Origin of the sequence: Paenibacillus sp. P13VS (assembly GCF_015143645.1) — a bacterium.
Classification (GTDB): Bacteria; Bacillota; Bacilli; order Paenibacillales; family Paenibacillaceae; genus Paenibacillus; species Paenibacillus xylanilyticus_A.
The window spans coordinates 700,959-726,030 of sequence record NZ_WYEV01000002.1 but is presented as its reverse complement, the minus strand read 5'-3'; the positions used below and the strand labels follow the sequence as shown (position 1 = coordinate 726,030).

28 protein-coding genes and 1 riboswitch are annotated in these 25,072 nt (G+C 46.9%); of the genes, 25 read left to right on the top strand and 3 right to left on the bottom strand.

The features are described 5' to 3' along the window. The first annotated feature begins 33 nt into the window (after positions 1-33). From GUA98_RS04395 to GUA98_RS04385, 3 genes are all read left to right on the top strand, one after another. Positions 34-411, top strand: coding sequence for a DUF350 domain-containing protein (locus GUA98_RS04395; RefSeq protein ID WP_095359229.1), 378 nt, complete (start codon positions 34-36; stop codon positions 409-411). 125 nt (positions 412-536) lie between these two features. Beyond that, entirely contained in the window at positions 537-1,103 is a 567-nt protein-coding gene (locus tag GUA98_RS04390) for a hypothetical protein (protein ID WP_153977688.1), read from the top strand. A 120-nt stretch (positions 1,104-1,223) separates the two neighbouring features. Beyond that, a complete protein-coding gene (locus tag GUA98_RS04385; RefSeq protein WP_153977689.1) occupies positions 1,224-2,438 on the top strand; it encodes an MFS transporter in 1,215 nt (404 codons plus the stop codon). Positions 2,439-2,509: 71 nt separating this feature from the next. On the opposite strand, the gene GUA98_RS04380 is transcribed toward GUA98_RS04385, so the two are convergent. Further along, the gene (locus GUA98_RS04380; RefSeq protein WP_153977690.1) at positions 2,510-3,730 is read right to left on the bottom strand and encodes an NAD(P)/FAD-dependent oxidoreductase; all 1,221 of its coding nucleotides are present in this window, start codon (positions 3,728-3,730) and stop codon (positions 2,510-2,512) included. Positions 3,731-3,829: 99 nt separating this feature from the next. Between GUA98_RS04380 and GUA98_RS04375 the strand changes: the two genes are divergently transcribed. The 7 genes from GUA98_RS04375 (at position 3,830) to GUA98_RS04345 (ending at position 8,095) form a co-directional block, all read left to right on the top strand. Continuing rightward, entirely contained in the window at positions 3,830-4,060 is a 231-nt protein-coding gene (locus GUA98_RS04375; RefSeq protein ID WP_153977691.1) for a hypothetical protein, read from the top strand. Positions 4,061-4,098: 38 nt separating this feature from the next. Then, positions 4,099-4,494: a spore coat protein gene (locus GUA98_RS04370; protein WP_095359105.1), complete on the top strand. Its 396-nt coding sequence runs from the start codon at positions 4,099-4,101 to the stop codon at positions 4,492-4,494. Between the two features lie 183 nt (positions 4,495-4,677). Then, positions 4,678-5,178, top strand: coding sequence for an Lrp/AsnC family transcriptional regulator (locus GUA98_RS04365; protein WP_024628343.1), 501 nt, complete (start codon positions 4,678-4,680; stop codon positions 5,176-5,178). A gap of 13 nt (positions 5,179-5,191) precedes the next feature. Beyond that, the gene (locus GUA98_RS04360; RefSeq protein ID WP_153977692.1) at positions 5,192-6,400 is read left to right on the top strand and encodes an aminotransferase class I/II-fold pyridoxal phosphate-dependent enzyme; all 1,209 of its coding nucleotides are present in this window, start codon (positions 5,192-5,194) and stop codon (positions 6,398-6,400) included. A gap of 189 nt (positions 6,401-6,589) precedes the next feature. Next, positions 6,590-6,811 (top strand): aspartyl-phosphate phosphatase Spo0E family protein, encoded by a 222-nt coding sequence (locus GUA98_RS04355; RefSeq protein ID WP_307721001.1) that lies wholly within the window; start codon positions 6,590-6,592, stop codon positions 6,809-6,811. Positions 6,812-6,969: 158 nt separating this feature from the next. Beyond that, positions 6,970-7,521, top strand: a complete 552-nt coding sequence (locus GUA98_RS04350) for a hypothetical protein (RefSeq protein ID WP_153977693.1) — start codon at positions 6,970-6,972, stop codon at positions 7,519-7,521. A gap of 34 nt (positions 7,522-7,555) precedes the next feature. Continuing rightward, positions 7,556-8,095: a bifunctional adenosylcobinamide kinase/adenosylcobinamide-phosphate guanylyltransferase gene (locus tag GUA98_RS04345; RefSeq protein WP_162009919.1), complete on the top strand. Its 540-nt coding sequence runs from the start codon at positions 7,556-7,558 to the stop codon at positions 8,093-8,095. Between the two features lie 123 nt (positions 8,096-8,218). On the opposite strand, the gene GUA98_RS04340 is transcribed toward GUA98_RS04345, so the two are convergent. Further along, positions 8,219-8,830: a DedA family protein gene (locus tag GUA98_RS04340; RefSeq protein WP_153977695.1), complete on the bottom strand. Its 612-nt coding sequence runs from the start codon at positions 8,828-8,830 to the stop codon at positions 8,219-8,221. A 227-nt stretch (positions 8,831-9,057) separates the two neighbouring features. On the opposite strand from GUA98_RS04340, the gene GUA98_RS04335 reads away from it, so the two are divergent. From GUA98_RS04335 to GUA98_RS04300, 8 genes are all read left to right on the top strand, one after another. Continuing rightward, complete coding sequence (locus GUA98_RS04335) at positions 9,058-9,633, top strand: cob(I)yrinic acid a,c-diamide adenosyltransferase (RefSeq protein ID WP_153977696.1); 576 nt, start codon at positions 9,058-9,060, stop codon at positions 9,631-9,633. Continuing rightward, a complete protein-coding gene (locus GUA98_RS04330) occupies positions 9,630-10,613 on the top strand; it encodes an RluA family pseudouridine synthase (RefSeq protein WP_153977697.1) in 984 nt (327 codons plus the stop codon). Before GUA98_RS04335 ends, GUA98_RS04330 begins: the two co-directional genes overlap by 4 nt. A 194-nt stretch (positions 10,614-10,807) precedes the next feature. Then, positions 10,808-11,173 (top strand): arsenate reductase family protein, encoded by a 366-nt coding sequence (locus GUA98_RS04325; RefSeq protein ID WP_153977698.1) that lies wholly within the window; start codon positions 10,808-10,810, stop codon positions 11,171-11,173. Between the two features lie 174 nt (positions 11,174-11,347). Further along, the gene (locus tag GUA98_RS04320) at positions 11,348-12,241 is read left to right on the top strand and encodes a 5'-3' exonuclease (protein ID WP_153977699.1); all 894 of its coding nucleotides are present in this window, start codon (positions 11,348-11,350) and stop codon (positions 12,239-12,241) included. A 5-nt stretch (positions 12,242-12,246) separates the two neighbouring features. Further along, on the top strand, positions 12,247-13,353 hold the full coding sequence (locus GUA98_RS04315; RefSeq protein ID WP_227779417.1) for a phosphodiester glycosidase family protein: 1,107 nt from the start codon (positions 12,247-12,249) through the stop codon (positions 13,351-13,353). A 30-nt stretch (positions 13,354-13,383) separates the two neighbouring features. Beyond that, positions 13,384-14,073, top strand: a complete 690-nt coding sequence (locus GUA98_RS04310; RefSeq protein ID WP_153977701.1) for an MOSC domain-containing protein — start codon at positions 13,384-13,386, stop codon at positions 14,071-14,073. A gap of 70 nt (positions 14,074-14,143) precedes the next feature. Next, positions 14,144-15,022 (top strand): ROK family protein, encoded by an 879-nt coding sequence (locus GUA98_RS04305; RefSeq protein ID WP_095359093.1) that lies wholly within the window; start codon positions 14,144-14,146, stop codon positions 15,020-15,022. Positions 15,023-15,203: 181 nt separating this feature from the next. Beyond that, positions 15,204-16,205, top strand: a complete 1,002-nt coding sequence (locus GUA98_RS04300; RefSeq protein WP_153977702.1) for an HRDC domain-containing protein — start codon at positions 15,204-15,206, stop codon at positions 16,203-16,205. A gap of 98 nt (positions 16,206-16,303) precedes the next feature. Here the strand turns inward: GUA98_RS04300 and corA are convergent, their stop codons facing one another. Next, positions 16,304-17,239: a magnesium/cobalt transporter CorA gene (corA, locus tag GUA98_RS04295; RefSeq protein ID WP_095288290.1), complete on the bottom strand. Its 936-nt coding sequence runs from the start codon at positions 17,237-17,239 to the stop codon at positions 16,304-16,306. 49 nt (positions 17,240-17,288) lie between these two features. Between corA and GUA98_RS04290 the strand changes: the two genes are divergently transcribed. From GUA98_RS04290 to GUA98_RS04260, 7 genes are all read left to right on the top strand, one after another. Continuing rightward, positions 17,289-17,432: a hypothetical protein gene (locus GUA98_RS04290; protein WP_170948080.1), complete on the top strand. Its 144-nt coding sequence runs from the start codon at positions 17,289-17,291 to the stop codon at positions 17,430-17,432. Between the two features lie 261 nt (positions 17,433-17,693). Then, a riboswitch (SAM riboswitch) is annotated at positions 17,694-17,819 on the top strand. 239 nt (positions 17,820-18,058) lie between these two features. Further along, positions 18,059-18,976 (top strand): homoserine O-acetyltransferase MetA, encoded by a 918-nt coding sequence (metA, locus tag GUA98_RS04285; RefSeq protein WP_153977704.1) that lies wholly within the window; start codon positions 18,059-18,061, stop codon positions 18,974-18,976. A gap of 24 nt (positions 18,977-19,000) precedes the next feature. Continuing rightward, positions 19,001-20,188 (top strand): PLP-dependent transferase, encoded by a 1,188-nt coding sequence (locus tag GUA98_RS04280; protein ID WP_193722136.1) that lies wholly within the window; start codon positions 19,001-19,003, stop codon positions 20,186-20,188. After that, positions 20,181-21,350: a trans-sulfuration enzyme family protein gene (locus GUA98_RS04275; RefSeq protein WP_095359089.1), complete on the top strand. Its 1,170-nt coding sequence runs from the start codon at positions 20,181-20,183 to the stop codon at positions 21,348-21,350. Before GUA98_RS04280 ends, GUA98_RS04275 begins: the two co-directional genes overlap by 8 nt. Positions 21,351-21,732: 382 nt before the next feature. After that, positions 21,733-22,872, top strand: coding sequence for a cyclic dehypoxanthinyl futalosine synthase (gene mqnC, locus GUA98_RS04270; RefSeq protein ID WP_095288286.1), 1,140 nt, complete (start codon positions 21,733-21,735; stop codon positions 22,870-22,872). Positions 22,873-23,086: 214 nt separating this feature from the next. Beyond that, positions 23,087-24,052: an aldo/keto reductase gene (locus GUA98_RS04265; RefSeq protein WP_193722135.1), complete on the top strand. Its 966-nt coding sequence runs from the start codon at positions 23,087-23,089 to the stop codon at positions 24,050-24,052. Continuing rightward, positions 24,049-25,062, top strand: a complete 1,014-nt coding sequence (locus GUA98_RS04260) for a zinc-binding alcohol dehydrogenase family protein (protein WP_193722134.1) — start codon at positions 24,049-24,051, stop codon at positions 25,060-25,062. Before GUA98_RS04265 ends, GUA98_RS04260 begins: the two co-directional genes overlap by 4 nt. Positions 25,063-25,072 lie beyond the last annotated feature (10 nt).

The window sequence follows — 25,072 nt, the reverse complement described above, 5'->3', positions numbered from 1 at the left end:
ACGATTGACCAATTGCTGTCTCATCCCTTGGGGATGGTACTCGGTTTTTTCTCGGTAGCCATAATGGAGCTGCTTGTGTTTCTGGCTTGTTTTGAACTTGTAACCAAATACAAATGTTGGGATGAGATCAAGAAGGGCAATGTGGCTGTTGCCATGGCTACCGGGGGCAAGATTTTCGGGATCTGTAATGTGCTTCGATTCTGCATACAGGCCAAATCTTCTGTCTATGAAGCCATGACATGGTCGTTTGTAGGCTTTGCTCTACTGCTTATTGCTTATTTTTTGTTCGAGTTTCTGACACCGGTATTCTCCATTGACAAGGAAATTGAGCGGGATAACCGGGCGGTAGGCTTGATATCCATGATTATTTCTGTCTCGTTGTCATTTGTCATCGGCGCGAGCATCATGTAGGGGGACCTGGCATGAAGATATTGATCCGAATTTTGTTTGCGGCTTCCATTGTGTTTTTTGCTATTGGTGTCATATACGTCATGAACACCTGACAATAAGATTGTATAAAAGAAAGGTTGATTCAATTGGAAACAACAGTATGTCCGTGGTGTCACACCGAGATTGTATGGGATGAGGAATTGGGCCCTGAAGAAGAGTGTCCGTACTGTCACAATGAACTGAAGGGTTACCGTACGCTGAACATCAACATTGGTGAAGAAGAGGATGAAGATGAAGTCAGTGATATTTACGATGTGGATGATGCTCAGGACAACGATCAAACCACTGACCTCGCGGCATTGTGGGGAGATGAAGTTGAACTGAAATTGCCTGAGCTGCGAACACTAACCAAATACGCGGACGATGGGAATGATCTGATTCTGTATGAAGAAGGTGTGGAGAAACAGCTGGATCTGCAGGAAGAAGTACCGGAATGTCCACATTGCCGTGAATTCATGATTCTCGCAGGTACACAAACGTCCACGAAGGACACATTTACTCCTGTAGCTAACGCGGTTTCAAGAACCGATTCCCTGCTGGATGCACCATTTACAGTTCAAATGTATGTCTGCTCCGGCTGTTTCCAAGTTCAATATAGTTTGTCTGAAGATGACCGTCTGCGCCTGATTCAAAATCTGAGCGCCAAGAAGTAATTCCCATTCACTGAAAATGAAATATTCCTGAGATTCGTCATGTTTTTCCTCTGCTTGGGGTACGTTAACCCTTAGACTTGCCGCGATGCGCTGGCTTCAAGCGGAATGAGGAGGGAGCAGATGAAGATATCTCTGGGCCGACAATCCATTCTGCTTCTGGGCGTGAATGGATTGTTTGTGTTAGCCGGAGCTTTGTCGGGGACGTTTCTGAATGTATATCTATGGAAGAGTCGTCCGGACTATGCGATGCTGGGATGGTTTACGGTAAGCCAACAGCTTGCACTTGGATTGACATTCTGGTTAGCCGGTAAATGGGTCAAAGAACATAATAAAATGAGTGCGCTGCGTCTAGGCACGGCATTGTCTGGCATTTTTTATATGCTTGTTCTGTGGGCTGGACCAAGAGCGGTAGATTGGATATGGCCACTCGGCATATTGCTTGGATGTGCTCTGGGTCTGTTCTGGATCGCTTTTAATGTGGTGTACTTTGAAGTAACAGACCGGGAGAACCGGGACCTGTTCAATGGATGGGTCGGGTTGTTGGGCTCCATGACAGGAATCATTGGTCCCTGGTTCTCGGGATTGATTATCTCGAAGATGGCGGATAATTCGGGTTATCGGCTCATTTTTACCGTGTCACTTGTGATATACGTGATTGCCGTTGTCTTCAGCTTTTTTTTGAAAAAGAGAAAAGTAAGCGGCACCTACCGCTGGTCGGAACCCTGGCAGCAATTATCAAGATCAGGCAGCGAGTGGAGACCGCTGGGGCTAGGATTGGCTGCTCAAGGTGTAAGGGAGGGTGTATTCGCCTTTCTAATTGCATTGCTCGTTTATGTAGCTACGGAACAGGAGTATAAGCTGGGTCAATTCTCATTAATTACATCCGCCGTAGCTTTGGTCAGTTATTGGATGGCGGGCAAGTGGTTTAAACCACATTATAGATCAAAAGGTATGTTGACGGGGGCAATTATCTTATTTCTCGTTCTTCTGCCTCTCATCTGGAAGGTAAGCTATGGCACGCTTTTAATTATGGGGGTTGGCTCAGCGCTGGCCATGCCGTTATACATGCTCCCCATGATTGCGGCAGGATTCGACTTGATGGGCATGAGCGGCGAAAATGTGGAGAAAAGGGTTGAACTTGTCGTTTTAAGGGAGCTCTGTCTGATGACAGGCCGCCTGGCTGGTCTTGCCGTGTTTATCATTATTGTAATCAATGGCCCTTCGCTTCGTACGTTAACCTGGCTCATCGTGGTTTTGGGAGTTTTCCCATTGGTCGGCTGGTTCTTTATGCGTAAAATGTTAGTAGGGACGGAGCAGGGGAAGCCATCGTCCTGATCCGTTTGGTCACAACCAAAAAAAAGGTGCAGAATCAGGAAACCCACTCCTGATCTGCACCTTTTTCTATTTTACACGGGGGAAGGTTTAGTGGTTCTGGTCAGAGAGAACAGTTCCATGTCTTCGTTATGGCTCCCAGTAATCACATCCGCAATAAGAGATGCAGCAATCATGCTATATACGGTCCCGTTGCCCCCATATCCTTCGATAAAGTAACAGTTCGGGTATTCAGGATGAGGACCAATCAGCGGAAGTCCATCATGGGTGCTGCCGAATACCGCTTCCCAGGCATAGTCTATTTCCAGATCCGGAAGTGGGAAATAGCTAGATACCTTTTTAAGTAAATCCTCACCTCTATGCTCGGCCCGAATCGCACGCTGGTCTTCTCGCGGAATTTCCTCATCGAGACCTCCCGCAATAATTCTGCCATCCGGGGTGGTGCGCATGTATAAATATGGACGAGCTGTTTCCCATATCATGCTGTGATTGTACCAGCTGCTAAGATCTTTCAGTGGCTTGGTTGCAATTGCATAGGTGCTCTTCAGATAAGCGCCACGGTCATTTTTGATCTCCTGAGTCTCGTAACCGGTAGAGAAGATAACCTGCTTGGCACGAATTGTCCCGTTCGGAGTGTAACAGAGGACGCCTTCTTCACCATATTCACAATGGATCATCTCCGTCCGTTCATACACTTGGGCTCCTTCTTTTGAAGCAGACTGCAGCAGGCCGTGTACCAGCCTATAAGGGTTAACTTCGGCATCTCCATGGGTATACAGTGCCATCGGTTTGCTGAATGGGAAGTTCGCACTAATTTTGTCCCGGTTCCACAGCTCAACATCGAAGCCATGGGTTTTGAGCGTATGGTATTCTTCTTCCAGAAGAGCGACATCTTCTTCAAGGCTTGCACAGTACAAACTGTTACGAGGAATATACCATGGATCAAGATCTAGACTCGAAGCCGTCTCTTCTAATTTCTTCATGGCAGTACGGCACAGTTCATAAAAGCGTACCCCACGTTGTTCACCAAAGGTATTGATACAGGAGGTAAGCGTTTTGTCGTTGGAATATTGAAGTAGTCCGGTGTTTGCCATACTGCTCCCATGACCGATTTCTCTTTTATCAATAACGACTGTACGCACACCTCTCTCGGTTAATAGTTTGGCGGACAATGCTCCTCCCATACCACCACCGATAATGAGACAGTCACAGGAGATCTCGCCTTCTAGAACAGGATAACTGTATGAGGATGTGAATGTAGTTGGCCAGAATGTATTGCCATTAATAAGTTCCATTATGAATCACCTCGGTTTGGATTGTTAAATAAGTATACTTTTGCAGGACAAGGTAACAATAAATTCGCATAAACTTTAGGTTAAGGAGGAAAAAAGCACATGCAAAATACGCAGATGCAGGCGCTTAGCCCCAAGGAACTGAACTACATTGCGGATTCGATCTCCAATGAAGAAATGCTGATCAAACAGTGTGCAGCAACAGCTTCCATCACACATAACCCGCAAATCCAGCAAGCTCTGAATCAGTATGTACGCTCACATGAACAGCATCTGAACACACTCGTCCATGCCCTTCAGCAGCATCAGTCCCTTGCACCAACACAGTCTTAGGTAGTCCAAGATATTTTAAATGTATAGGAGGAAACCGCGTGTACTCTCAATCTTTGTCATCTGGTGGAAATTTTATGCAGGAGCAGGATCTGCTGAAGTCGATTCTTGCAGATTTAAGACGAACTTCCCGTGAATATACTACAGCAACGACTGAATCTTCCTGCCCTGTTACCCGCAGAATGTTTACAGATCTGACGAACGATACCCTTAGATTGCAAGGAGAGCTGTTTAACCTGATGCAGCAGAACAACATGTATTCTGCTTCTTCCAAAGCCTCTCGGAGCGAGCTGGACAAATCGATCCAATCTGCACAACAAACGCAGCAGAAATGTCATCAGTTCATTCAGGAAAAGAATACCCTTTCCAGTCCATATAGCCAGGCGCCTAATGTGCCTCAGCATCAACCGAATTACGGTAACCCTTATTACATGTAACCTTTTTGCGAACAGGTTGAAGCACAACCTTAGGAATAAGGATTGAAGCATAGATTGTCCAGACCATACCACCGCTTGCCTGAATTGAGGGCAGGCGGTTTTTAGCTTTGCACAGACGTTAAATTCATGTAATATAAGTATTAATTCATTTTCAGGAACCTGGATGACGCTGGAGGGAAAGTCATGAAAGATTTGAACGATCTGCAATTAAAAGTTCTGGATCTGCTGAAGGAAGACGCAAGAAGGACTCCGGCGCTGCTGTCTACACTGCTTGGGGAGTCTGAAGACAAGATCAAGAACGCTGTGGCCCAGCTCGAACAGGACCACGTTATTGTAAAGTATGCCACGGTGGTTAACTGGAGCAAAATCGACGATGAGAAAGTGACAGCCCTGATTGAAGTACAGATCACACCGGAACGCGGTCGTGGTTTTGAGGGTATCGCCGAACGCATTTATTTGTATCCACAAGTGAAATCCGTCTATCTCATGTCAGGTGCATACGATCTGCTCGTAGAAGTAGAAGGTGGCAACCTGCGTGAAGTCGCTAACTTTGTATCAGAGAAGCTGTCTCCAATTGATTCTGTGCTTTCGACCAAAACCAATTTTATTCTTAAAAAATATAAACAGGACGGGATCATTTTTGAAGACCATCAGGAAGATAACCGTCTCATGATCTCGCCGTAAAGGAAGATGTGTCATGATAGTGAATGAACAGACAACAGGGAACAACAAGAAGATGACCTCGTATCTGGCACCTCTGGTTCAGCAGATACCCCCATCCGGGATTCGGAAGTTTTTCGACCTGGTTGGTGACAACAAGGATATCATTACTCTCGGTGTCGGAGAACCTGACTTTGTAACGCCTTGGCATATGCGTGAAGCTTGCGTATACTCCCTCGAGAGAGGTATGACAAGTTATACATCCAATGCGGGAATGCCCAAATTGAGAGAAGCCATCAGTCATTATCTGGATACTCAATTTGATACCAAGTACGATCCCAAGGATGAAATTATCGTTACGGTTGGCGGTAGTGAGGCGATTGACCTTGCTCTACGTGCATTAATTGTACCAGGAGATGAGATTCTCATTCCGGAGCCTTCGTATGTAGCCTATTCACCAATTGCTTCAATTGGCGGAGGGGTTCCTGTGGGTGTCGAAACGTATGCCAAGGACCAATTCAAATTGACTGCGGAGTCACTGGAAGCATCGATCACACCGAAGTCCAAAGTGGTGATTTTGTGTTATCCAAGCAATCCGACCGGTGCGATTATGACGTACGAAGACTGGTTGCCTATTGCAGAAGTCATCAAAAAGCATGACCTGATCGTCATTGCTGACGAAATCTATGCAGAACTGACGTATACTCAAAAACATGTCAGCTTCGCTTCGATCCCGGATATGAAGGAGCGCACGATTCTTGTGAGCGGCTTCTCCAAAGCTTTTGCCATGACGGGTTGGCGGATTGGTTACATGTGCGGTCATCCGGAACTTATCGCAGCCATGTTGAAAATCCACCAGTATACCGTAATGTGTGCTCCAGCGATGGGACAGGTCGCAGCACTTGAGGCGTTAACGAATGGACTGGGAGAGAAAGACCGCATGGTCGAATCCTATAATCAGCGCAGACGTCTTATCGTACAGGGATTCCGTGACATCGGCCTGGATTGCCATGAACCTCAGGGAGCCTTCTATGCATTCCCGAGTATTCAAAGTACGGGCCTGAACTCTGATCTTTTTGCCGAACGTCTCCTGACCGAAAATAAAGTTGCTGCTGTTCCTGGTAACGTGTTTGGCCCACAGGGAGAAGGCTTCTTGCGCTGTTCTTACGCCACTTCAGTGACCCAATTGAATGAAGCTTTGGAACGAATCGGAAATTTTGTTTACAAACTGCAAAAAGAGGGTTAATAAGAAGTAGGGTGTTTTCGAAAATGTGGACATTTTGCAACTTAGAAAAAAATAACTTTCTTTTACTAAATATTGTGATATAATTTCAATTTGAAATATGTTTTTCATATATTTGGAAACTAATTTTCCAAGGAGGGGTTAGCATTGTTTTGTGTAGAATATGATTTACCGACTAATCGTGGGCAGTACCTGGCTGAAGGCGATCAAGGCGACCGATGGTCGGTGAGACCAGATCACGAATCTTTGCATGACATTTCCTTGGAAGATGAGATCCACATGCTTCGTCGCAAGATGGAACAGATTTTTATGGAGGAGAAATCCTTTACTTCAGAGATTGTGATTGAAATCAGCAGTTTATTGGATCTGAAGATCAATGAATATATGAAAGCTAACCCGATAAAAGGCAGGTAAATTGATACTTACGAAAACGTTACCCATATTTATGTTAAAGGAGGCCCTTAGGGGTCTTCTTTTTTGATGGGTTAAGAAATCTCTTATTTGTAAGGGCTATTTTTTTGCGTGGAACAATTGTGATATATTGTACTAAGGAGACTAAAGGGGGAACTGGAATGAAGAGATTTTGGGGGCTAACCGCACTCGTATCATTGATTTTTCTGCTCGCTGGATGTGGTGGTAAAGACGGATTTACCATTTTTATCATTGATAATCAAGGTAATCCATCCGTAATCGGAGAACAGTTACAGGCCAATCTGCAGCAGAAACTGGGTGAGGAACCTAAAGTGGAAGTCATTACAAGCGCCATGTATGATGTACAGAAGATTATGGTAGAATACGCTGCAGGCAGTCATGATATTTTCATTCTGCCCGAGGCAGATATGAAACAATACGGAAGCAATGGTTCCAATATTCCGCTGGATGATACATTTGATCCTGAGAAATATAAGCGTGGTGTATTTGAGGGCGGAGTGTTAGTTGAGGATGGTCAGGGAGACGATGGCACCGATATGAAGCAAGAAACCCATCTCTATGGCATCCCACTCGAAGATATGCAGATGTTTAAGGATGTGGAATATGCCGCCCAAAATCTGTTTGCTACCATTCCGCTATCGGCTGCCAATGTTGAAGAATCCAAAAAAGTGCTGAAGGCGCTGACAGAATAGCGTATAAGTATGGTAACTGAAGGAGGGGAGCGGATTGCTGATTACGGTCACTGGCGGGATAGGGAGTGGTAAAACCCGGTTTGCCCTAGGTTATGCAGCTCAAATCAGCCGGGAAGGAATCTATTTATCCACAGGCGATCATGATCCGGTGATTCCGGAACTGCCATCCGCTCATTATCGAGCCATTTCAGCCGGAAATGGCCATCACCTGACGGAAGTCATTCATCAGATCAATCGGGAATCGAATCTGTTTCTGGCTGATCAGCGAATTGTCATAGTGGACAGTCTGACTTCGTGGATGGCTGCCGGATTTAGAGCAACGGATGATCTTGATCAACAACGCGTACATACACAACAGCTGCTTGATGCCTTACTATCTTATCAGGGCAAGTTGCTGGTCGTTACCAATGAAATGCAGGGTTCCCTGTATCCATCGGAAGAGGAGCGTATTTTTGCCGCAAGGATGGCTTCGGTGAATCGTGCACTGCAGTCTCACTCGGAACGCATGTACATGGTGGTATCGGGACTAGCCATTGATCTGAAGAAGCGAGAAGTGCGGTACCACGATTCCTGAGTATAGTAGGTCAAGAAGCCAGGTAAACAAAAGCCTCCATAACCACAACCTGTGGTACGGAGGCTTATTTATATGGAGTAATATATGATTATGATTACAATTCAGTTGCATAAGACGCGATTTCTATTTGCTTTTTTTCATACGTCTGATCCACCAGATCACGCAACCAACCACGATAATGGCGAGCAGCGCATATACCACCAGTGAATAGACGTCCATAAAGTGCAAAATATTTTCCCAAGAAGCGCCAAGCGCAGCCCCAACCAAGACCAAAATAATGTTCCAGGCGAGTGTCCCGATGGTGGTGAAGAGGACGAACAAACCGAATTTCATATTGGACATGCCTGCTGGAATGGAGATGAGACTGCGAACAAGTGGCACCATGCGGCAGAATAGTACCGTCCACATTCCATATTTGTCAAACCATGCATCAACACGGTGGATATCTTCTTTTTTGATTCGCAGAATATGTCCCCAGCGATCTACAATTTTCTCCAGACGCTCTACATCAATCAGCAATCCGATTCCATAGAGAATCACTGCACCCAGCACAGAACCGATGGTAGCCGCAATGATAACACCTGGAAGAGTGAGGCTGGTGTACGTCGTCATAAATCCGCCAAAAGGCAAAATAATCTCCGAAGGAATGGGAGGAAATACGTTTTCGAGCGCAATAATGAGTGCGATCCCTATGTAGCCGTATTGTTCCATGAAATCGGTTATCCAGTTTTGCATAATCGTCTCCTCTACTTTTGATTTACCTGAATTTGACGTATACTCGGGCAGAGCACGCCAATTCATATATACGTGCAAAGGGTACAAGCGGTTTCTGAAAAAAATGCATTTCCGTATCAAGCAGAGGTCAAGTATACTGGTTAAGTTGAGATTAGAAGGGCAGGCATATTAAGTATTAACCGATGTTTTGCCATGTGAATGAAATTAAACATTTGGAGGGATTGCAAATGGGCATCTATACACGAACAGGTGATGAAGGGCAAACTTCGGTCATCGGAGGACGGGTGATCAAAGATGACGACCGCGTTGAAGCTTACGGTACCATCGATGAGCTGAATTGTTTTGTCGGCCAGGCAATCAGTCAGATCGATGATACAGAGGGGAAATTCGAGGATTTGCGCGAACATTTGCTGGAGGTTCAGCAAGAATTGTTTGATTGTGGGTCGGACCTGGCGTTTGTGAAAATCAGCGAAACCAAATACAAAGTGCGGGATGACATGGTCACCCGGCTTGAACAATGGATTGATCAGTATGACGCGGAGAACCCGAAAGTGGAACGGTTCATTATCCCGGGAGGCAGCCCGCTGTCTTCAGCGCTTCATGTGTGCCGTACGGTATGCCGCCGTGCAGAGCGCCGCACGGTAACATTGGGACAGCATACAGATATTAATCCTTCGGTACGCCGTTACTTGAACCGTCTGTCTGATTATTTCTTCGTTGTAGCACGGACCGCCAATGCCAGACAGCAGGTGTCGGATATTGAATATGTACGGAGCAAAAAAGTGTTCCGCCGCAAAGAATGAGCGGCTATTATTCGCCGATTGTCTACACCGTTCCCGAACATGAAGATGGCTGGCTGCTGAAAACCGTGCTTCAGCGGCGGCTGCAGGTATCGCGCAAGCTCTTGTCCAGGCTGAAGATCACGGAGCAGGGAATTATGTTAAATGGAGAACGCGTGTATATCAGCGTGAAGGTATCGGCTGGAGATATCGTGGAGATTCGGATGGAACAGGAGGAATCGGATGACATTTTGCCGGAATCCATTCCTTTTTCCATTTTGTATGAAGATGAACATTTGCTTATTGTTAACAAGGATGCCGGCATAATTGTGCATCCGACACATGGACACTATACAGGAACGTTGGCGAATGGTGTTGTTCATTACTGGAAGTCCAAGGGAGAGCTTTTCCGGTTTAGACCTATTCATCGTCTGGATCAGGAAACTTCCGGGGTGCTGGCTATTGCCAAAAATCCATATGTGCATCAGCATGTGTCTGAACAAATGATCGCAGGAACCGTAGATAAAAAATACATTGCGTTTGTGCATGGGAGTCCTTCCCCTGAACAGGGGTCCGTTGATGGCGCTATTGATCGTGATCCGGAGGAGCCTCATCGCCGTATTGTTACACCTGACGGCTATGCAGCAAGAACGTTGTACAGCACGGTAACCCGGTGGGACGGAGGAACTGCTAGTGCAGTCAGCCTGAAGCTGGAGAGTGGCAGAACTCATCAGATTCGTGTACATATGACTTCTATCGGATGTCCGTTGATCGGGGACCGAATGTATAAGACACTACCTGAGGACGAGATTGACGAACAGACAGCTGTCTTGCGGGAAGAACGGGATTTGTGGATCGATCGCCAGGCATTGCATGCCTGTGAGCTATCGTTTGTTCACCCACTTACACAGGAACGCATGACGTTCCATGCACCCCTTCCTTCAGATATGGCTGAGCTGGAGAAACGTTTAGATAACGAGGCGAAGCCAAGGGAAGAGCTGTAGGGGCCCGAATTACCCTTTGTGAATCCAATTAAGGTGCAGCTGTGATCCGAGGAGCAGACACTCCTTGTTCCATGTTTTTTTGAAATCGATTTAAACTTATGGCGATGGTATTGATTTAGCTCGACTTTTGGATTTGCGAAGCAAACCAAGGGAAGAGATAAATCAAAACCGGAGCATTTTAGGAGGAAATTGTCATGAGTAAACTGAAAGTATACCAGTATGCAAAATGCGGAACTTGCCGCAAAGCAGTAAAATGGCTTGAAGCTCAAGGCCATGAGCTGGAGTTAATCCCCATTTTTGACACACCCCCAACTGAGGCCGAATTAACCGAGCTCATTCAGAAGAGCGGACTTGAAGTGAAGAAGTTTTTCAATACAAGTGGAGAAGTGTACAAGGAGCAGCAGTTGAAGGACAAGCTGCCTGGCATGTCTGCTGAAGAACAGATTCGTCTGCTTGCCTCCAATGGCCGTCTGATTAAGCGTCCCATCGTGACAGATGGGGAGCAGGTGACCGTAGGATTCAAGGAAGAGACGTATGAACAGCAATGGAACAACGTTTAGCAATAGGCTGAGTAACGTGTCTGTCCATTCATAAATGAAGCCGATTAGTAGCCCTGAAATGTTCAACATTCAGGGCTTTTTTGGCTGAACGATCCTTGGCGGAACTATGCTATAATGATAGAATTAGTTTCGATATTTTATTTGCTATATACAGATAGGAGAGAACAAAATCAAGTGAATCAACGTAATGAACCTACTTTGTTGCTGGTAGACGGTATGGCGGTGTTGTTCCGTGCATTTTATGCGACATCTGCAAGCGGATATATCAGACGGACAAAGGCAGGCTTGCCAACCAACGCGGTATACGGATTTATCCGTTATTTCTGGGATGCGGTTCAGACTTTCGGACCAAGTCATGTGGTATGCTGCTGGGATATGGGTGGCAAGACGTTTCGCGGTGAAGAGTACGCGGCATACAAAGGCAATCGTCCTGAAGCACCGAATGATCTGATTCCCCAGTTTGCATTGATCCGTGAAGTCATGGACAGCCTGGGTATTCCGAATATTGGAGCGGAAGGGTATGAAGCCGATGACTGCATCGGTACACTGGCCAAGTATTATACGGAGCAGACGGATATGAACGTGATGGTGCTGACCGGCGACCATGATATGCTGCAGCTGATTAATGACCGGACAAGCATTATTATTATGAAAAAAGGCCACGGCAACTACATGGTGTATACGCCTGAATCTCTCATGGCAGAGAAGCAGTTGACTCCTCGTCAAATCATTGATATGAAAGGTCTGATGGGAGATGCAAGTGACAATTACCCTGGAGTACGTGGAATCGGTGAGAAAACAGCTCTAAAACTCGTACAGGAATATGGCACCATTGAGGGTATTCTGGATAATTTGGATAAACTCACGCCATCGGTACGTAAAAAAATCGAGAATGATCTCGACATGCTGCATCTGTCCCGTAAACTGGCAGAGATTCACTGCGCTGTTCCGGTAGCCTGCGCACTGGATGTATGTGAATTGCGTCTTGATCCGGATACGGTGATGGACAAGTTCGAACAACTTGAGATGAAGAGCCTGGGCTCTTGGATGGGAGTGGCAATAGGGTGAGCAACATGCAGACCAAACGTGCCGGTAGAAAGTGGTGGACAGGGGCTATGGCCCTCGTCCTGGCTTTGCCGGTATTACTATCAGGCGCAGTAAGCGCTCCGCAAATAGCTGATGCAAAAGCGGCAATAAGCACCAAAGTACAGAAAGTAAAAGCAGCAGGACGAAATTTCACCGTACAAACGGTAAGCATTCCCAAAGGAACACCGGTGACTGTAGGATTAGCCAAGAAACAGGTAGGACAAACGGCAACATTGCCGTCCATTGTAAAATCATATGGTGCTCAAGCAGCCATTAACGGGGCATTTTTTGAAGCGTATAACGGAGCACCAGATCCTTATGGCATGTTAATAGCAAATGGAAAAGTCATACATATTGGACGATACGGAACAACGATAGGTTTCAAGGAAGATGGAACAGCAATGATGGATTCACTTCAGGTAAGTCTTACAGGTAAAGTTACCGATTCAGCAGGTAAGTCACGCAGCTGGTACGCAACATTCATTAACCGTACACCTTCTGCGAATGCGAGCATATCAATGCTCTATACTCCGGAGCGCGGCCCCAAAGTTGGATTCAAGGGTGGTACTGCAGTTGTGATGGAGAAAGGGATTGTCACCAAAAAAGTAGCCAATAACAATGTAGCGATTCCGAAGAATGGATCGGTATTGGTCTTTACGGGCAATCAGAAATCTACTGCAGATCGCTTCTCTGTGGGTTCGACTGTAGAAATGAACTACAAATATACCAATGCATCAGGCAAAGAGATTCCTTGGGAAGACGTAGTAACTGCTGTTGGTGCTGGTCCTCGTCTTGTGAAAGACGGTAAAGTCGCCGTGAACCCAACCAGCGAAGGATTCAAGGATACCAAGATTCTGAATGCCTCTGGTGCCAGAAGCGGGATTGCCATCATGGGTGACGGTTCAGTAATGCTTGCAACTGTGTCGGGAGCCACCATTAAGGAATGGGCGGCAGTCATGCAGAAGCTTGGTGCCAAGCAGGCCATGAACCTGGATGGCGGAGCTTCCTCGGGCTTGTATGCAGGTGGCAAGATGTTGACTTCACCAGGGCGGTTGTTAAGTAATACACTCGTTTTTGGCAGCTCAGTCCGTTAAAGTACTAATTTTATGGGAGGTAACAAGCACATGACACTCACACCTGATCAACAGTCAGCAGAACGTAATACAGCTGTTCTTGCCATTAATGTGGGCCAGCCTCAGCCATTGCCTGGCCAGAAGCGTGAAGTGCTAAGCGGCATTGTCAAACTTCCCGTATCCGGCCCGGTTTTCCTGTCATTCACTGGAATGACAGGAGATGGCCAGGCGGACCTGGAGAATCACGGCGGACCGGATAAGGCTGTATGTGTATACGATTACAGTCGATATTCCGCACTGGAACAACTGATGGAGCGCAAGCTGGACTGGGGAGCTTGTGGTGAGAATTTAACGGTGGAAGGCTGCTCTGAGGATCAAGTCCGGATTGGTGATATGTATGAACTGGGCGGAGCTTTGGTTCAGGTTAGCCAGCCAAGACAACCCTGCTTCAAACTCGCTGCCCGGTATGATTTCAAAGAGCTGCCTGTGTATTTTCAGGAAAGCGGCTATACCGGTTTCTATTTTCGCGTACTGGAGGAGGGAGAAGTCGCTCCTGACTCTCCGTTCAGGCGTATCCGCACAGACCCTGCATCCATGACCGTTCTCGAGGCCAACCGGGTCATGCATCAAGGGAAGAAGGATGCAGCCGGCATGCATGCATTACTGGCTATTCCATCGCTTTCGGATAGTTGGAGGCAAACGTTGTTGAAACGTTTGGATAAGCTGGAGAGCGGGCAGTAGGTTCACAACATATCATCGTCCAGAACCAAAGATGAATTTCACTTTAAACTAACTTGGGAGTGTGACTAACTTGACGATTTTAGGCGCAATTGAAGCTGGGGGAACCAAATTTGTATGTGGGATTGGAACTGAAAATGGTGAGGTGCTTGAACGGGTAAGTTTTCCTACAACCACACCGGAAGAAACGATGGCGCAGGTTATCGCTTTCTTTGAAGGCAAAGGGATTGAAGCTTTGGGCGTAGGTTCTTTTGGACCGATTGACCCGATTGAAGGAAGTCCTACGTACGGATATATTACAACTACACCGAAGCCTCATTGGGGTCAGTATGATATTATTGGCAAACTCAAGGAACATTTTGATGTGCCGATGACGTTTGATACGGATGTAAACGGAGCTGCGCTTGGAGAAGCGACCTGGGGAGCAGCACAAGGGCTGGAGAGCTGTCTGTATATCACTGTCGGAACAGGTATTGGTGCCGGAGCAGTCGTAGGCGGTAAAATGGTTCACGGTTTATCTCATCCAGAGATGGGACATATTATTGTACGCAGACACCCTGAGGATACATATGAAGGCTTTTGTCCATACCACGGGGACTGTCTGGAAGGACTCGCAGCGGGACCAGCTATCAATAAACGTTGGGACCAACCGGCGTATGAGCTGCCAGCAGATCACAAAGCCTGGGAGATTGAGGCACATTATCTGGCGCACGCACTCATGAATTATGTACTGATTCTCACTCCGGAAAAAATTGTGATGGGTGGAGGGGTCATGAAGCAGGAGCATCTGTTCCCCATGGTGCGCAGCAAATTGCAGGAGCTGTTAAATGGATATGTTCAGCATCCGGCCCTTCACTCGGGAATCGACGAGTATGTCGTTCCGCCAGGCCTTGGTGACAATGCCGGTTTGTGCGGATCGCTGGCCTTGGCCAAATTGGCTTTGAACAAATAATTCAATTGATCACAAGTGGTTGACGAATTTTTCCATTGTGGTAAGATATGAGCAACAGCATACTACGGTTAATGAGGAAGCACCTCTCTTGCAATGAATTTGCAGGAGAGGTGCTTTTTTTGTTGCCTGGAGGCGGCTCATCTAACTGTGAATAGGCTGCAATATTAAGGAGGGGAAATCGATGGAAGTCATTTTCATGAACAGATTGTCCAAATTGTCAGGTCAACATGAGGAACACGCTCAGCTGTGGATTGGTGAGGAGGAAGGTGCCTGGCATCTCGGGTGGAGCCATTATGAGGAAGGAGATCGCGAAGACAGCATCTGGTATGAGGGGAGCTCCTGGGAAGAACTGCTCCATATTTATCGTCACCAGTTGGCGATTCGAATGAGTGAAGGTTACCGGCCATTGATTCAGGGACTGTTTCATGAGACGGATGATCTGAAATTACGCAGTTATGGTGGACAGCGTCTTCATTGTTATAGTGAACGCTACGGCAATGAAGAGTTATATGCTGATCTATGCACATGGCGGAGAAGAAGGGCAGCGTCTGACCGGAAGGCCCCATACTTTATTGCAACGAATCGTTTGCTGCGCATGATCAGTGCATTCGTACCACAAACCATGGAGGAACTGATGCAGTTACCAGGTGTTGGGGAGAGCAAAGCAAATGAATACGGTCAGGAGTGGATGGAGCTAACAAGCGGAGTAGAGCGTTCTACGGCTTTTCCACTTGATTGGGTGCAAACGGTATTGTCCGAAGATGAATATGAGAGCTGGTTGTACAAGCAAAAAGAACAGAAATATAAGCAGGAGCTGGACAAGTTCACCACTCGCAAGCAGGTGCTTGAGGGTATGAAGGAAGGGTATACGCTGGAAGAGATTGTGAATCGCTCCGGACTATCCCGCAGAGAGCTGATTGAACTGCTGGAGACACTCGATACGGAAGGTTATGATACGGATAGCCTCCTGGATGCAGAGCTTGCAGTCATGCCTGAGCAGGAGCAGGAGGCGGTCTGGAGTGCATACGAGGAGCTGGGAGACAGTTTCCTGAAACCTGTATTACATAGAGTATACGGCGGGGATAAGCCGGTTAGCGGCAATCTGGAGCAAGTGTACGAGAGACTGCGCATGATCCGCATTCGATTCCGAAGACATGTAGAAACAGAGCGGAACGCGGGCTAGGCAGCCCATATCGTTTCGAGAGAAGTTTTTGAGTACAGAAAAAAAGACGAAGCTGTTTCTCCCTGAATGGAGTGCTTCGTCTTTTTGAATGAATACGTTCAGATCCAATCTTTTTTGCGGAAAATAAAGAACATGCTCAGGCCAAGGGTCACCATCAGGCCAATGACTACAAAATATCCATACTTCCAGTCCAGCTCAGGCATGTTGTTGAAGTTCATCCCATAGATGCCGGTAATGACCGTCAGGGGCATGAACACCGTTGTAATGGCGGTAAACACGCGCATGATTTCGTTCGCCCGGTTGGCGATACTGGATTGGTAGGCTTCTCGCAAGTTTCCCATTAGGTCTCGATAAGTCTCGAACGTCTCGGATATTTTCACAGCATTCTCATAGATGTCACTGAAGTACTTCTGCAGCTGGTCATCGATGAGACGCAAATCCTTTTTGTTGAGCGTATTGATGACCTCTTTTTGAGGTCCAAGCACTTTCTTGAGCCACAGAATCTCACTGCGCAGCCCGATAATTTCATTCAAATGGGACTTTTTCGTATGCATCAAAATATCTTCTTCCAATTTCTCAATGCGTGCTTCGATCCGGTCGCCGACGGTAAAGTAGTTATCCACAATCAAGTCGACCAACAGATACAGAAGACGATCGGGAGTGCTGACTTCCTGTTCCCACAGAATAGGCTTCAAGGTCCGCAGTTCGCTGACTTTCTGCTTCGTAACACTAATGATATAATGTCTCCCCAGAAACAGGTTAACCGCACGCAAAAAGATCTCTTCGTCATCAAATCGAATGCTGTTTACAACAATAAAATAATGGCTCTCATAAATTTCAATCTTAGGACGCTGCTCTTCATCACTCAAACAGTCCTCTACAGCCAGATCATGCATCATGAACAGCGGCTGAAGTACCGCCAGATCATCAACGTCTGCATCGATCCAGTAAAATCCCTCAGCTGGTGGCGTTAGCGCCTGCTCAATATCGTCCACCGGGATAAATACACCGTTGTTTACCAACCGGATTTTCATCGTTCATCCACTCCTTCTGCACCCGCCAAACAGGCGGATTTTCATCAATATGGGCGCAAAAAGAACAGATCAGCCGGTCGGCAGCGGAGCCTGGAAGTCAGGACTGCGTTCGCTCTATAAACAAACGGAAATAACGTCCCGCTGCCGGCATGCTGATGTCAATTCTCTATGCAGTTTGTCGGAATACGGCTGACAGTCAGGCCTCGGGTCGCCATCCATTGAATATGTCACCTCTCACATAAGGGTTTGCAACACTTGTTTAGTATACCGCTGGTACATGGTGCTTTCAAGCGCAAAAATGTGTCTATTTCGCGCCCTGAAGCAGTGTATGACAGCGATAGACAAACGGTTCCGGCCTACATGAACAGACATAAAACTACATGCTTGACGTGAGAGGATTAATGTTTTAAAGTAGACGGTGAAGTACACTAATTACACAATCGAATAAGGCGAAATCTTATCAAGAGTAGGTGGAGGGACTGGCCCGATGAAACCCGGCAACCGGCGGTATACCGCACGGTGCTAATTCTTGCAGCGACTAAGTGTCCATTGAGGCACTGTTGTAACTGAGAGATGAGAGAGGCGCATATCTATTTACATATGACCTTTCTCGGAATCCGAGGAAGGTCTTTGTTATATGCACCGACTTCTCAGCACTGATTTTCGCTATGGAACTTGAGTTTGTCAGGTTAGAGCGTTGCGCTTTTTGCAATTCTCCACCTATAGACAAGCTCATGGCAGTCTAGAACGATTTTGATGTGTTACACATCAAGTCTGTGATGACTGCATCTATCTATGCACAAGGAGGAGTTGTACATCATGCCAATTAAAATTCCAGACGCACTGCCTGCCAAGGAAGTCCTCGCAGGTGAGAACATCTTCGTAATGGACGAGACACATGCTTACCAGCAGGATATTCGTCCACTACGCATTGCTATATTAAACCTGATGCCTACCAAGGAAACAACAGAAACCCAATTGCTTCGTTTGGTTGGGAACACCCCTATACAGGTCGATATCGTTCTGGTTCATCCCAAGTCCCACACATCGAAGAACACGTCACAGGAGTATCTGAATCTGTTCTACAAAACCTTTGATGAGATTGAACACCGCCGTTTTGACGGAATGATCATTACAGGTGCCCCTGTTGAGCAGATGGATTTCGAAGACGTGAATTATTGGAAGGAAATCCAGGAGATCTTCGATTGGACCAAAACCAACGTTACATCGACCATGCACATCTGTTGGGCTTCTCAGGCTGGTCTGTATCATCATTTCGGTGTACCTAAGGTAGCGCTGGAAGAGAAGTGTTTTGGCGTATTTCCACATACGATTAACAAATCTCACGTACAGCTGCTTCGCGGATTTGATGAAGTGTTCAATGTTCCACATTCCCGTCATACCGAAGTTCGGCGCGAGGATATTGAGAAAAACGATAACCTCGAAATTTTGGCCGAATCGGAGGAAGCTGGCATTTTCCTCGTTGCCACCAAAGACGGCAAACAAATTTTTGTGACAGGGCATGCGGAGTATGATCCATTGTCCTTGAAATGGGAATATGACCGCGATGCATCCAAGGGATTGGATATCGCACTGCCAAAAAACTATTTTCCAAATGACGATCCATCCCGTGTTCCTCCGGCAACCTGGCGGGCACATGCAAACTTATTATTCTCTAATTGGCTCAATTACTATGTGTATCAGGAGACGCCTTACGATATTGGCCCGCAAATCTAATCGAGATTACAGGAGGATACTGCAATGGAAGACAATAAGTTAAAAATCGAAAGCCGCTTGGCTCAAATCGGATCCGTCAATGAGCCGGGAACTGGTGCCGTGAATTTCCCCATCTATCAATCAACGGCGTTCCGCCATCCAAAGCTCGGGCAGAGCACAGGCTTTGACTACATTCGTACGACCAATCCAACACGTAAGGTACTGGAAGAAGCTGCAGCTGCACTCGAATCCGGTGATGCCGGTTTTGCCTGTAGCTCGGGCATGGCAGCGCTGCAAACGATCTTCGCCATGTTTGGACAGGGCGATCATCTGATTGTCTCGCTGGATCTGTATGGGGGAACGTATCGTCTTCTAGAGCGTATCCTGTCCCGTTTTGGCGTAACGGCAAGCTACGTGGACACGAATGATCTGGTGGCCATGGAAGACATTCGTCAGCCGAACACCAAAGCTGTATTTATCGAGACGCCAACCAATCCCCTTATGATGATTACGGATATTGAAGCGGTCAGCTCCTGGGCGAAAAGCCATAACCTGTTGACGATTGTGGACAATACACTGCTGACGCCATTCTTCCAACGTCCGATCGAGCTCGGAGCAGATATCGTTGTTCATAGCGCAACCAAATACCTGGGTGGACACAACGATGTGCTTGCCGGATTGATCATCACCAAGGGCGAGGAATTGTCAGCTGAAATGGCATTTCTGCATAACTCCATTGGTGCAGTACTATCTCCAAGTGATTCCTATCAGTTGATGAAAGGCATGAAGACACTCGCGCTTCGTATGGAGCGACATGAGTATAATTCACTTACCATTGCCAAGTATTTGCTGGAACATCCATCTGTGGGGGAAGTATACCACCCTGGTTTGTCAGATCACCCGGGATACGAAGTGCAGAAGAAACAATCTAGAGGAAACACAGGCATCTTCTCTTTCAAAGTTAAAGATGCCCGTTTCGTTGAACCACTGCTGCGCCATATCAAGTTAATTGCTTTTGCCGAGAGTCTTGGCGGCGTTGAATCATTGATGACGTATCCTGCGGTACAGACACATGCAGATATCCCGCTCGAAATACGCGACGCCATAGGTGTCGATGACCGCTTGCTGCGCTTCTCCGTAGGAATTGAGCATGCAGAAGATCTGATTGCGGATTTGGGGAATGCCCTGGAAGCTGCGCAGCGTGAGGTTGAAGGAGGCGTGCATCATGAGTGAGCAGAACAACAAGCAATCCGAATTGAAGTTTGATACGAAGCTGCTGCATTTTGGTGATGAAGTGGATAAAACAACAGGAGCCTCCAGCGTACCGATCTACCAGGCATCCACATTCCATCATTTTGATATCTTTAATCCACCACAGCATGATTACAGCCGTTCGGGTAATCCGACACGTCAAGCGTTGGAGGATTACATCACACTGCTTGAAGGTGGAGCTCGAGGATTCGCCTACTCTTCAGGAATGGCTGCAATCTCCAGTGTGTTCCTGATGTTCTCGGCAGGCGACCATATGATCGTAACAGAAGATGTGTATGGAGGAACATACCGACTGCTCACATCCATTCTTAGCAGAATGCAAATTGAGACGACGTTTGTGGATATGACCAATATTGAAGAGGTGAAGGCGGCCATTAAGCCGAATACGAAGGCTGTCTATATGGAGACACCTTCCAACCCAACCCTGCGGATCACGGATATTGCTGCCGTCACATCCTGGGCACAGGAACATGAACTGATCACTATTCTCGATAACACATTCATGACGCCATATTATCAGCGCCCGATTGAGCTCGGTGTGGACATTGTTGTACATAGTGCAACCAAGTTTCTTGGTGGACATAGTGACGTACTTGCAGGACTTGCCGTTGCCCGTACCGAAGAGCTGGGGAGACAGCTCAAACAGCTTCAAAATGGGCTTGGTACCGTACTCGGTGCTCAAGAATCCTGGCTTCTGATGCGCGGCATGAAAACACTTGGAGCTCGTATGGCACACAGTGAACAAAGCACGGCGAAGCTGGCCGCCTGGCTTAGCGGACGCAGCGATATTACCGCAGTATACTATCCAGGACTGCTGGAGCATCCGGGTCGTGAAGCTCACGAGCGCCAGTCCACGGGTTATGGAGCGGTTGTCTCATTTGACGTAGGCTCGGGTGACCGTGCCAAAGCTGTTCTTAACCGGGTGAAACTGCCAATTGTGGCTGTCAGTCTGGGTGCTGTGGAGAGTATTCTGTCCTATCCGGCGATGATGTCTCATGCAGCGATGCCTGCTGAGGTTCGACTTGAACGGGGAATTACCGATGGACTGCTGCGCTTCTCAGTCGGGCTGGAAGATATCGACGATCTGATTGCTGATCTGGATCAGGCGCTTCAGGAATCATAATCATCATTTTGAGCTAATAGAGCTATCAATAAATAAGTCTAAAAAAGCTGGAATTATAATAGAATGAATATGTCAATATTTTTACTTAAATTTAGGGCACCTTTCCATAAGGTGCTTTTTTTCACATGTAACCTGTGTTACGATAGACAGAGTACAGAAATGCGATGTTGCCACCAGCACTTGCAAGCGATGCGTCTTATGCATAGATTCCCAATGAGCCGTTTTTTCAATAACCCAGAATGGATCGAAAGGTTCCAATCCATCTAGAATTTCTATTTCTGCGCAATCCTTTGGAACCAACCAATCATGCACAAGACTGGCATATATACAAGTCGGGACGGATCGTGAACATATTTTCTCTTCATGAGGGAGGCTTTTTACGATGAGTACGGTAGACCGTATCTTAGATAAAGCTCTTCGGGGCGAACGATTAGACCTGGAAGACACCATTCAGCTATTTGAATCAAATGAAGTCGACAAAATCGGGGCAGCTGCCAATGTTATTATGAAGCGTATGCACCCTGAGCCATACAGAACATTTGTCATTGGGCGTAACGTCAACTACACCAACGTGTGTGATGTGTACTGCCGTTTTTGTGCTTTTTATCGCAGACCTGGATCAGATGAAGGATATGTATTGCCGGACGAAGTGATCTTCCAGAAAATTCAGGAAACCCAAGATGTGAACGGTACTGAGATTCTGATGCAAGGCGGAACGAATCCCAACCTGCCTTTCAGCTATTACACGGATCTGTTAAAAGCAATCAAAGAACGTTTTCCGAACATTACCATGCACTCCTTCTCTCCAGCGGAGATTATGAAAATGGTAGAAGTGTCAGATGGTCTTACGCTGGAAGAGGTCGTACGTGCCATTCACGAAGCTGGACTGGATTCCTTGCCAGGTGGAGGCGCTGAGATTCTGGATGACCGTACACGCCGCAAAATCAGCCGTCTGAAAGGTTCATGGCGCGACTGGATGGACGTTATGCAGACAGCTCACCGGATCGGGATGAACACAACTGCAACAATGGTGATCGGTTTGGGCGAATCGATGGAAGAGCGTGCACTTCACCTGCTTCGGGTACGTGAAGCACAGGATGAGTGTATTGCGAACAAATATGACTCGGAAGGCTTCCTGGCATTCATTCCTTGGACATTCCAGCCGGATAATACGAATCTGAAACTGGAGCGCCAAACTCCGGAAGAATACCTGAAGACGGTAGCGATCAGCCGACTTGTACTTGATAATATCAAAAACATTCAATCTTCATGGGTAACCATGGGTCCTGAAATCGGTAAAAAATCACTTGAATTTGGCTGTAATGATTTCGGCAGCACGATGATTGAAGAGAATGTCGTATCCGCAGCGGGTGCTACATACAAAGTCAATATTGGCTCGATTCTTCAGCTTATTCGTGAGGCGGGTTATATTCCAGCACAGCGTAATACAAGATACGATATTCTGCGCATGTTTGATGAAGAAGAGAATTCGGTGCAGCAAGATTTTGTCATGCAGAACTAATAAGAGAATTTATCTAAATCTAGGTAATAAAATGAAGACCACGGGTTACCCATTGAATGGGTAATCCGTGTTTTTTTGTTGGATGCTTGCCATAAGGGGCTATTCCGAGGTCATGAAAGAGTACATATTACGCATATGGCGATATTTTATAATGATATTGAACTGTTAAAATGAAAGAAAGGGAGCAACATACATGCTGGAGAGGAGCAAGTGAATGAAGAGAAGGATGCTTGGCAGGACCGGTCTCGATGTACCTGTGTTGAGTTTTGGGGCGTCTTCCCTCGGTTCGGTATTTCGCGATATTGACCGCGAGGAAGGTATTCGTACGGTACATGCAGCTTTGGATGCTGGAATGAACTATATAGATGTGTCACCCTATTATGGTCTAACCAAGGCAGAAACGGTACTGGGAGAAGCGATACGAAGCCAGCCGCGCAGTTCATATATTTTATCAACCAAGGCGGGACGATACGGTGAGAATGAGTTTGATTTTTCCCGTAAGCGCATTCAGGATAGTGTCAAGGAAAGTCTGGACCGATTGCACACCGATTATATTGATATTCTGTTCCTGCATGATATTGAGTTTGCACCAGCAGAGATCATTATTGAAGAAGCCTATCCAGCCTTGCTGGAACTGAAAGAGCAGGGTGTCATTCGTCATGCGGGAGTTTGTGGTCTGCCCCTGCCCTTGTTCGAGAAAGTGCTGCCGCAGATTGATGCCGATGCCATCATCTCGTATTGTCATTATGCATTGAATGATACCTCACTATTGTCCCTGCTGCCGTTATTGGAAAAAGAGGGAGTTGGCCTCGTCAATGCTTCGCCTCTGTCGATGGGCTTATTAGGTACAAGAGGCACACCCGCCTGGCATCCGGCAGATGAACGCGTCAAACAAGTCTGTCTTGAAGCTGCGCAGTTCTGTGCAGAGCAAGGTGTGAATATTGCCAAGCTGGCTGTGCAGTTTGCTACGGCCAATGAACAGATCCCAACCACACTGGTGAGCAGCGCAAGTGAGAATAACATCCGTAATAATGCGGAATGGGTAGATGAACCGCTCGATGAAGAGCTTTTGGCAGAGGTACTGCACATTCTTGCACCCGTTCATAACATAACGTGGACTAGTGGTCGTCCCGAGTATAACGAACCACAACAGAAAGCAGGGAAGGGGGAACAGGGATGAAGGCTGTTGTGTGTGAAGAGATCAATCGTTTGACAATACAGGAAACCGACGAACCCATTCGAGCTGAACATGAGGCCATTGTATCCATCAAGCGGATTGGCATCTGCGGGACGGATCTGCATGCGTATAAAGGTAACCAGCCCTATTTTACCTATCCTCGTATTCTGGGACATGAACTGTCAGGCATCATTGATGAGATTGGACCGAATACTGCTGGCCTTCAAGTTGGAGATCAGGTAAGCATTATTCCCTATCTTCACTGTGGTCACTGTATTGCCTGTCGAACAGGGAAAACCAATTGCTGTGCATCTATGCAGGTCATGGGAGTACATGTGGACGGAGGGATGCGCGAAAGAATCAGCGTGCCTGTTTCCCATTTGATTAAGGCGGAAGGACTTACCTTGGATGAAACAGCGATGGTTGAACCGCTCAGTATCGGTGCTCATGCCGTAAGAAGAGCAGGTGTGCAGCCTGGAGAACAGATTATAGTAATCGGGGCAGGCCCGATCGGACTTGGTGTCATGGCTTTTGCGAAACAGGCAGGTGCCCGAGTAATCGCCATTGATCGGAACCTGGACCGATTGGAACTAAGCCGCACCTGGGCCGGGGTAGATGTTGTAATACAGGCAACAGATCAAGTGGTCGAGAAGGTTGCTGAAGTGACAGAAGGGGATTACGCTACCGCTGTATTTGATGCAACAGGCAATACACAGTCCATGATTGAGGCCATTCGGTATGTATCTCATGGTGGACAATTGATCTATGTGGGATTGGTCAAAGCCGATATTACATTTCATGATCCTGAGTTTCATAAGCGAGAGATGAGTATACTGGGCAGCCGTAATGCAACGCGTGCGGATTTTGAGCAAGTGATATCGACTTTGCGGCAGAAAAAGCTCAGCATGGATGGCTACATTACGCACCGAGAGCCTTTAACTGAGCTCCCTTCCGCTATGGACAAGTGGTTGCTACCAGATACACATGTGGTAAAAGCTATAGTTGAATTGTAAATGTGAAGGA